General features: G+C 51.6%; 8 protein-coding genes and 1 other RNA gene. 4 read left to right on the top strand and 5 right to left on the bottom strand.

Annotation, left to right across the window (positions count from 1 at the left end):
* Positions 1–93 precede the first annotated feature (93 nt).
* From rpiA to ssrS, 5 genes are all read right to left on the bottom strand, one after another.
* Positions 94–747, bottom strand: coding sequence for a ribose-5-phosphate isomerase RpiA (gene rpiA / locus D9T21_RS16290; protein WP_123326042.1), 654 nt, complete (start codon positions 745–747; stop codon positions 94–96).
* A 129-nt stretch (positions 748–876) separates the two neighbouring features.
* Positions 877–1,470: a 5-formyltetrahydrofolate cyclo-ligase gene (locus D9T21_RS16295; protein WP_123326044.1), complete on the bottom strand. Its 594-nt coding sequence runs from the start codon at positions 1,468–1,470 to the stop codon at positions 877–879.
* Between the two features lie 42 nt (positions 1,471–1,512).
* Positions 1,513–2,457, bottom strand: coding sequence for a nucleoside hydrolase (locus D9T21_RS16300; RefSeq protein WP_123326046.1), 945 nt, complete (start codon positions 2,455–2,457; stop codon positions 1,513–1,515).
* A gap of 33 nt (positions 2,458–2,490) precedes the next feature.
* On the bottom strand, positions 2,491–3,387 hold the full coding sequence (locus D9T21_RS16305) for a ribokinase (RefSeq protein WP_123326048.1): 897 nt from the start codon (positions 3,385–3,387) through the stop codon (positions 2,491–2,493).
* A 21-nt stretch (positions 3,388–3,408) separates the two neighbouring features.
* A non-coding RNA gene (gene ssrS / locus D9T21_RS16310) (6S RNA) lies at positions 3,409–3,590 on the bottom strand.
* A gap of 257 nt (positions 3,591–3,847) precedes the next feature.
* Between ssrS and D9T21_RS16315 the strand changes: the two genes are divergently transcribed.
* From D9T21_RS16315 to D9T21_RS16330, 4 genes are read left to right on the top strand one after another with little or no spacing between them, the layout of a single operon-like run.
* Positions 3,848–4,408, top strand: a complete 561-nt coding sequence (locus D9T21_RS16315) for a UPF0149 family protein (protein ID WP_164464717.1) — start codon at positions 3,848–3,850, stop codon at positions 4,406–4,408.
* Positions 4,408–5,721 carry a Xaa-Pro aminopeptidase gene (gene pepP, locus D9T21_RS16320; protein ID WP_123326050.1) on the top strand — a complete coding sequence of 438 codons (1,314 nt, stop codon included), beginning with the start codon at positions 4,408–4,410 and terminating at the stop codon, positions 5,719–5,721. The genes D9T21_RS16315 and pepP overlap by 1 nt, the downstream gene beginning before the upstream one ends.
* 28 nt (positions 5,722–5,749) lie before the next feature.
* Positions 5,750–6,943 carry a 2-octaprenyl-6-methoxyphenyl hydroxylase gene (ubiH, locus tag D9T21_RS16325; RefSeq protein WP_206427290.1) on the top strand — a complete coding sequence of 398 codons (1,194 nt, stop codon included), beginning with the start codon at positions 5,750–5,752 and terminating at the stop codon, positions 6,941–6,943.
* 26 nt (positions 6,944–6,969) lie between these two features.
* Positions 6,970–8,145 (top strand): FAD-dependent monooxygenase, encoded by a 1,176-nt coding sequence (locus D9T21_RS16330; protein WP_123326052.1) that lies wholly within the window; start codon positions 6,970–6,972, stop codon positions 8,143–8,145.
* The last annotated feature ends 148 nt before the right edge of the window (positions 8,146–8,293 follow it).

An 8,293-nucleotide genomic window follows, 5' to 3' on the forward strand; every position in this document is an offset into this window, starting at 1 on the left:
ACTTTGGAATATCTAGGAACGAATTGGTCGTTTTTAGCCATGTCAGGCCCTGGCGGTTTTGCTAGGGCTCATCCAGTAGTGTCTGATGGTTTATTACCGTGTTGCAACACCGTCGTCGGTAGCAACCAGCACAATATCAGCGCCACGTAATGCAAAGATCCCGTTGGTTACCACCCCTGGGATGTTATTAATGGCTTTTTCCAGCTCTACCGGGTTAAGGATTTCCAGGTTGTGGACGTCCAGTATTACGTTGCCGTTATCGGTTACCACGCCGTCGCGGTAAACCGGATCGCCGCCCAGTTTTACCAGTTCGCGGGCCACATAAGAACGTGCCATGGGGATAACTTCTACCGGTAAAGGAAACTTGCCCAGTACGCCCACTTCCTTGCTGTTATCCACGATACACACAAAGGTTTTAGCTACTGCAGAAACGATTTTTTCCTGAGTCAGTGCCGCGCCACCGCCTTTGATCATGTGCTTGTGTTCGGTAACTTCATCAGCGCCATCAACATAAATAGACAGGCTGTCGACTTCATTGAGTTCAAATACGTCTATGCCCAGCGCTTTTAAGCGCTCAGTGGAAGCGACCGAGCTTGATACTGCACCAGCAATCTGATGTTTAATATCGGCCAGTGCGTCGATGAAATAGTTAACGGTAGAGCCCGTACCAACGCCAATAATGGTGTCTGGCTCAACATATTTAATTGCAGCGCGGCCAACCGCCTGCTTTTTCGCGTTCTGATCCATGCTAATACCCGCTGAAAAAAAGAGGCGGTATTTTAGCCGAATTTACCTCACTTCGCATAGGGAATTATAGGATCCGCCGGCGTTAAAAACTGAATATCACGGGAGGAAATGAAGAGCGTCTAAGCTGGATCAGCGGGTGGAGATGATTTGCGTTGGGGTAACGATAAGATCCAATGGCACATCCCAGGGCTCAATGGGTAATTCATCAACCTGCTGGCAATCGTGGGCAACGCCAACCAGGGTAGGTCGGTTATCCAGGGCGTTAATATTGGCCAGAGTGCGATCATAAAAGCCGCCGCCCATACCCAAACGATTACCCTGAGCATCAAATCCTACTAATGGCATTAGCAGCAACTGATGTTGGCTTAGCAAGCGGATAGCCGTGCTGTTGGGGGCAGGTTCGCTTATCCCGAAGCGATTTAAAGTCATTTTTGTCTGCTCAGTAAAGGTCTGAAACAGCAGATGCTTACCGGTAAACGGGTGTAAAACCGGAAGCGTAACTACACCGTTTTGCTGGCAAGCTTTTATGGTGGGTGTTAAATCAATTTCACCGTCGTTAGCCAGATACCCTGCCACGGTAATGTTTGGCTGAGTCATAATCGACTGAATCTGCTCGCTGAGTAAACGGGCTGCCTCACTTTGCTGGCCAGCGCTTAAGGCATTGCGTTTAGCGCGAAGTGACTGACGCAGTGCCCGACGGGATTGTGGCTTGGTGTTGGTCATAGGCGGAATAAAGTGCCCTGCCACGAAGCAGGGCTTAATACTTTACAGTGCGTAAGTGTCGATAAACAGCTGGAACAGCTCGTCGTGCTTGACGCCGGTGGCGGCTTGCACAAATTTTGCTTCGGTCCATAGCGGGCTGGCGGTGGTGCCTGGCTTTGCTACCACTGTCTGGCCGCGGTTTAATTCGTCGGTGGATACGCGAATGTTGCCACGGGTAAACTCAAACAGTTCCGGCTTCACTAGATGCGCAATAGGGAAGGCGTCGTGGAAGAAGCACACTTTTTCATCGCGATTTTGCGAGTAAAAATCAATGTAGAATTGTGAGGCTTTTTGCATAAAGCCACCCATTACCGGATTTTTCTCCGCCAGAATATCTACAAATTTCGGGTCGGTTGGGGCAAACAGGGTAACGTCCAGGCCAAACATTTTAACTTCCCAGTCGGCTGAGAAAACAATGTCAGCGGCGTGGGCGTCGTTCCAGATGTTAGCTTCAGCTACCGGAGTAACATTGCCGGGAACAAAAGCGGCACCACCCATAATGCTGATCCCTTTTACCAGTTTTGGTAATTCAGGTTCCAGGCGCAGCGCCAGGGCAATATTGCCTAACGGACCAATTGCTACCAGGGTAATCTCGCCAGGGTGCTTGCGGGCCATTTCAACAATGAATTCGGCCGAGCTACGAGGGTCAACCTCGCGGGTTGAAGGCGGGTAATCGATGTTACCGAAGCCGTCGTCGCCGTGCACAAAGTGCGCGTAGTCAGACTCGGGGCCTACCCAGGGTAGCGCCACACCTTTAGTAACCGGTACGTCCTGGCGGCCGGCGATATCACATAATGTGAGTGCGTTGCGCGCCGACATGCTAACCGGAATGTTGCCATACACGGTAGTCAGGCCAAGTACTTCTATTTCAGGTGACTGAAAGGCAAAAAAGATCGCCATAGCATCATCGATGCCCGGATCCGTGTCGATAATAATTTTGTGCGTCATAGTATTCTCAATTAATGCTTTTTATTCTGCCGTTTAGCCGGTGTGTTTCGCTAAAAAGCGATCCACTTCTTTGGCCTCGGGGATCGACTGAGCCGCGCCAGCCCGGGTGACGGAAATGGCTGATGCCGCGCAGGCGCGTTTTAATGCCTGACGGGCATCCGCATGCTGACTGTAAGCCGCTAAAAAATAGCCTATAAAGGTATCGCCGGCGGCAGTGGTATCTACTGCATCCACTACAAAAGCGTCGACCTGAATGGTTTGTTGATTATTAAGCATAATCACACCGGCTTTACCCAGTGTAATAATAACCTCAGCATGTGACCACTGGGTTTTATAGTGTTCAATGATGGCGTCGAGTTCCTGCTCGCCGGAGAGCTCGGCCGCTTCCACTTCGTTGACGATTAGCAGATCAATGCACTCGTGGGGCAAAGACTTCACCGACTCACTCATAGGCGCCGGGTTAAAAGCCACTTTAATGTGCTTTTGTTTGGCTTGCTGAAGCGTTTCGGCCAGGCCGCTGGTTTCATTCTGCGTTAATACCCAGTCAGATGGCCGGGCTTTATCCAGCGCATGCATGATCTCTTTACTGCCGATTTCCTGATTGGCACCGCCAAACAGTACAATGGCGTTTTCGCCCGAGGGGGTAACCTGAATAATTGCGTGGCCGGAAGGTGCCTCGACACACTGTAAAAACTGGCAGTCGATGCCATGCTTGATCAGCGTTTGCTTAAATGAGCTGTCTGACTGGTTTACCTTGCCGACATGGCGAACTTCTGCGCCAGCTGCTGCCAAAGCGATAGACTGGTTGGCACCTTTGCCGCCGAGTAATTGCTGGTAGTTGGTCGATGCGATAGTTTCGCCGGGTTGCACGAAATGGTCGACCTGGTAGACATGGTCAATATTTACCGATCCAAAGTTTATTATTGCCATTATTAATTCCGTCGATAAATGGCGTCTCCCAAAGTGCCGCTGTCTATTGTTCGCCCTAGAACCGAAAAGTTCAGGGCGGAAGCATCATTATCACCGTAGGCTTCTCGGTACGAGCCGAGCTTGCTCAATAGTAACAAGTCAACTTCCTTGGTAAATAGCATCGGCCAGGGACATGAATAGACTGGCAAACACCCCAGGAGACATTGTTGTTAGCGAATTCAAAGGAGTAAGTTTACGCCCTCTGCGTCGCTATGCAAGTCTGTGATTAATAACTTGCGAAAGGTGATCATAGTAGAATCAGCCCTGAACTGCCAGACACGATACGTCATATGATATTCAAATGCTTACTTTGTACCCGCTTAGCTGTTTATTTAATCCGACCGGCTTTTATATGAGCGGGAGTTTTGGATTTAAACCAGTGCATTTGTTAGCATTGGACAAATTGTTTATGGAATACCCTATGTCCACTGAATTCGATTCTTTAACCCAATGCCTTGCCGATAACGAGATGGTTGTGGATGGCGCTGAAATCCATGGCATGATGTGCGGCATGCTGTGTGGCGGCATGTCACTGAGTGAGCAGCAATGGCTTGTGGTACTGCAGGACACCATGAATCAGGGGCAGCCGCTGGCCTCTACTGTGGTCTCTCAATTACAAAACCTGTTTAATGAAACCTGCCAGCAACTGGTAGATGGTCAGTTTGCTTTACGCCTGATGTTGCCAGATGATAATCAGCCTATTAACGATCGCGGTCTGGCACTTATCAACTGGGTTCAGGGCTTTATGGCCGGATTTGGTTTGTATCAGCAAAAGCTCAGTAATTGTTCCGATGACGTGCGCGAAGCTTTGCAGGATTTCTCGGATATCGCCCGCATGGAAGAACCCATGAACGATGACGAAGAGTCAGAGCAAGCCCTGCACGAAGTGGTGGAATACGTGCGCATTTCTGCACTGCTGTGTTTTAACGAATTGGGTCAGTCACTGCTCGACGACCAACAAGACACACCTTCTGTACATTAATGGTTACGGTAAAACAATTTCGCCAGTGCCAGACCCGCCTGTTGCGTCAGTTACCGCCGTCGAGCGTGTTGGTGCTGCCGGCAGCGCAACTGGTTACCCGCAGTCGTGACACCGAATATGTGTTTCGACAAAACAGCGATTTCTGGTATCTGACCGGCTTTAATGAGCCCGACGCCTGGTTGTTGCTATCTAACCACGAGCGCTACGCCGGGGATTATCGGGCTCTGGTATGTCAGGCTAAAGATCCACAGCTCGAAATCTGGCACGGCAAGCGGCTGGGGCCTGAGCAGGCGCTGGAAACATTCAAACTGGATGAAGCTTATCCCACCGACGTGTTGCCTGAGGTGCTTGCCGAATGGCTCGAAGGCCATCAGCAGGTCTTTTTCCCGCAGGGTGAATTTGCTTTTGCCGATGAGGCGGTATTTGCCGTACTCGATACCCTGCGTAAAACGCCGAAACAAAACTTAGCGCCCACTGCGCTGGTGGATTGCCGGCCGTTAATTCACGAAATGCGGTTACTTAAATCGCGCGAAGAAATTGCCGTTATGACCCTGGCTGCCGAAATATCGGCCCGGGCTCACCGCCGGGCTATGCAGTTTGCCTCGCCTGGCTGTTACGAATATCAGCTTGAAGCCGAGTTGCATCATGAGTTTGCCATGGCCGGTGCCCGGCAACCCGCTTACGGCACCATTGTGGGGGGCGGCGAAAACGCCTGTATCCTGCATTACACAGAAAATAACCAGCAAATAGCTGATGGTTCCTTGATCCTGATCGATGCAGGAGCCGAGTTTCACGGCTATGCTGCCGATATCACCCGTACGTTTCCGGTCAACGGCAAATTTACTGCGGCACAGGCCAGGGTGTATCAACTGGTGCTCGATGCGCAACTGGCCGCTCTGGCGCAACTGAAAGCCGGGGTAACATTACCGGCCGTGACCGAAGTAGTCATTGAGGTTATTTGCCGTGGTTTGTGCGAATTAGGCTTATTGAGAGAAAGCCCGGAACAAGCGCTGGCCAGCAAAAGCTGGCGACGCTTCTTTATGCATGGCCTGGGGCATTATCTAGGCCTCGACGTCCATGATGTTGGCGATTACCTGCTTGACGGCCAGCCAAGAGTGCTGGCTGACGGTATGGTTATTACCGTTGAGCCGGGTGTGTATATTCCGGTTGAAGACGATATTCCCGAGCCATATCGCGGCATAGGGATCCGAATTGAAGATAATATCGTTATTACCCGTGAGGGTTACCAGATGTTAACCGGTGACGTGCCGAAAACCATTGCAGAGATTGAAGCCTTAATGGCCGAGGGCTGATTGCCCGTAGAAGGATTAAACACAGTCAGTGGCAAAGAATAACCAGTCAGACATTGTTATTGTGGGTGGCGGAGCCGTGGGCTCTGCGTTGGCGCGTTTGCTGGTCAGGCAGGGCAGCCACAGTGTTACCTTGATCGACGCCAATCAGTTTAGCCGGGATCCGCACAGCCATCCGGGGTTTGATGCCAGGGTAATCGCCCTGGCAAAACGCACTGAACAGGCGCTAACTGAGCTGGGCGTCGATCTGAAAAAAGCCTTCGCTACGCCCATCGAACATATACTGGTGTCCGACCAGGGATTTATTGGCCAGACCCGCCTGCACGCCAGTGATTATCAGTTATCAAGTTTTGGCCAGGTAGTGGGAATTCAGGCACTCGGCCAGCAGCTTTTTCCTGCCGGGTTACCACAGCTCAGCGTGCTGGAAGGCGTAACGGTTGATGAAGTTAACCAGTCTGCCGATAGCATTGAGCTACAGCTCAGCAATGGCAGCACGTTAACCGCCGGTTTATTAGTGTTGGCTGATGGCGGGCGCTCTGAGCTGGCAGATAAACTCAAGTTCAAACGTAGCAGCGAAGACTACGGCCAGTCTGCGCTTATTGCCAACGTGCAATTAAGTGAGCCGCATAACGGCTGGGCCCACGAACGCTTTACGCCAAACGGACCACTGGCCCTGCTGCCCTTTGCTGAAGATGACAGCAGTGATTACGCTAACTGTTACTCGTTAGTCTGGACGCTAAGTCACGACGAGGCAGAAGCCGCCCTGGCGTGGCCACAGGCGCAGTTTATCAGCCGGTTGCAGCAGCAAATCGGCTACCGGCATGGGGTGATTAACAAGGTGGGCAGCCGCCACAGTTACCCGTTGGTGTTAAATCAGATCCGCGAATTTACCGGCCATCGCTGCGTGGTGGTAGGTAACGGCGCACAGGCGTTGCATCCCATTGCAGGGCAGGGCTTTAACCTTGGGCTCAGAGATGTACTGGCACTGGCCGATATTCTGGAAAGTGCCGCCGACCCGGGGGCTTTTGCGGTGTTAAACCAATACCGGCAAAGCAGAGTAAAGGATAAAGCGACTACCATCGGTTTAACGGATGGTCTGGTAAGACTGTTCTCCAATCGGTATGCACCGCTGGTGGCTGGGCGGAATGCCGGCTTACTGGCAATGGAGTTTTGCGACGGACTGTCGCAAAAGTTTGTTCGTCAGACCATGGGTTTTGGACAGTAAACACCAACAAAACAGGACATAAAAATATGTATCAGGCGGACATCGCAATTGTTGGCGCAGGCATGGTGGGACTGGCACTTGCCCGGTCTCTCAAAGAGGCCGATCTGTCGGTTATTCTGATCGACACCACTGCCATAGCCAAACCTCTCTCAGAGCAGCCCGAACTGCGGGTGTCAGCGATTAACGCGGCCAATAAACAGGTGCTTGAGCAACTGGGTGTGTGGCAACATCTCGACCAGCAACGCCTGAGTGCTTATACACAAATGCAGGTTTGGGATCAGGACAGTTTTGGCCGGATCCAGTTCAGCAGTGAAGAAATGGGCACCTCCGAACTGGGACACATCATTGAAAACCAGTCTCTGGTTAACGCATTACATCATCAGGTTAGTCAGCAGTCTAATGTACAGATGTTACCGTCGACCCACATTGCCAAAGTGTTAACCGGACAATCCGAAACCATGCTTATGCTGGACAACGACGAAGTGGTGTCATGCCGGTTGTTAGTCGGTGCCGATGGGGCTAATTCAGCTATTCGAAAATACGCCAACTTTCCGCTGACGTTTAAGGATTACGGTCATACTGCCATTGTGGCAACTATCAAAACCGCAGCGCCTCACGGTAAAGTAGCGCGCCAGGTGTTTACGCCAACCGGACCGCTGGCCTTATTACCCTTAAGCGATCCTAACCTGTGCTCTATTGTCTGGTCGCAGAACAGTCAGCAAGCCGACGAGTTACTGGCGTTATCTAACAGTGACTTTGCCAAAGCTCTGCAGGTTGCTATTGAAGGTGACGTGGGCGAAATCGCGGTTGAAAGTGCGCGCATGCACTTCCCGCTAACCATGCGCTATGCTCGCCAGTGGCTGAGCGATGGCCTGGTCATAATTGGTGATGCGGCACACACGATCCATCCGTTAGCCGGACAAGGCGCCAACCTTGGTTTACAGGATGCATTTGCGCTGGCGGACAGCCTGCAAAAGCTAGCCGCCGAGCAGGCAGCGTTTCATCAGGCGCGTCAGTTAAGGGCTTTTGAACGGGCCCGAAAGAGTGAAGCGGTTAAGATGATTGCAGCCATGGAAAGCTTTAAACAACTGTTTGGTGGCAGCCATCCGCTCAAAAAGCTCATCCGCGGCGTAGGGATGTGCACGGCCGATGCTATCCCGTCCATAAAACAACGCTTTATTACCCAGGCAATGGGCTGGTAACACGCCAGTTCTAAAACCGCCTTTATCTTCATCGCAGGCCAGCTTATAGCGCTGGCGTTGCAACTGCGGCCAAGCGGGCATACAGTAGCCAATACCAATCCGCATAGAAGTTTGCCCACTCAGCAAGACTGTCAGGCTTTCTGGCTAG

It is taken from the genome of Marisediminitalea oceani, assembly GCF_003731635.1.
GTDB lineage: Bacteria > Pseudomonadota > Gammaproteobacteria > Enterobacterales > Alteromonadaceae > Alteromonas > Alteromonas oceani.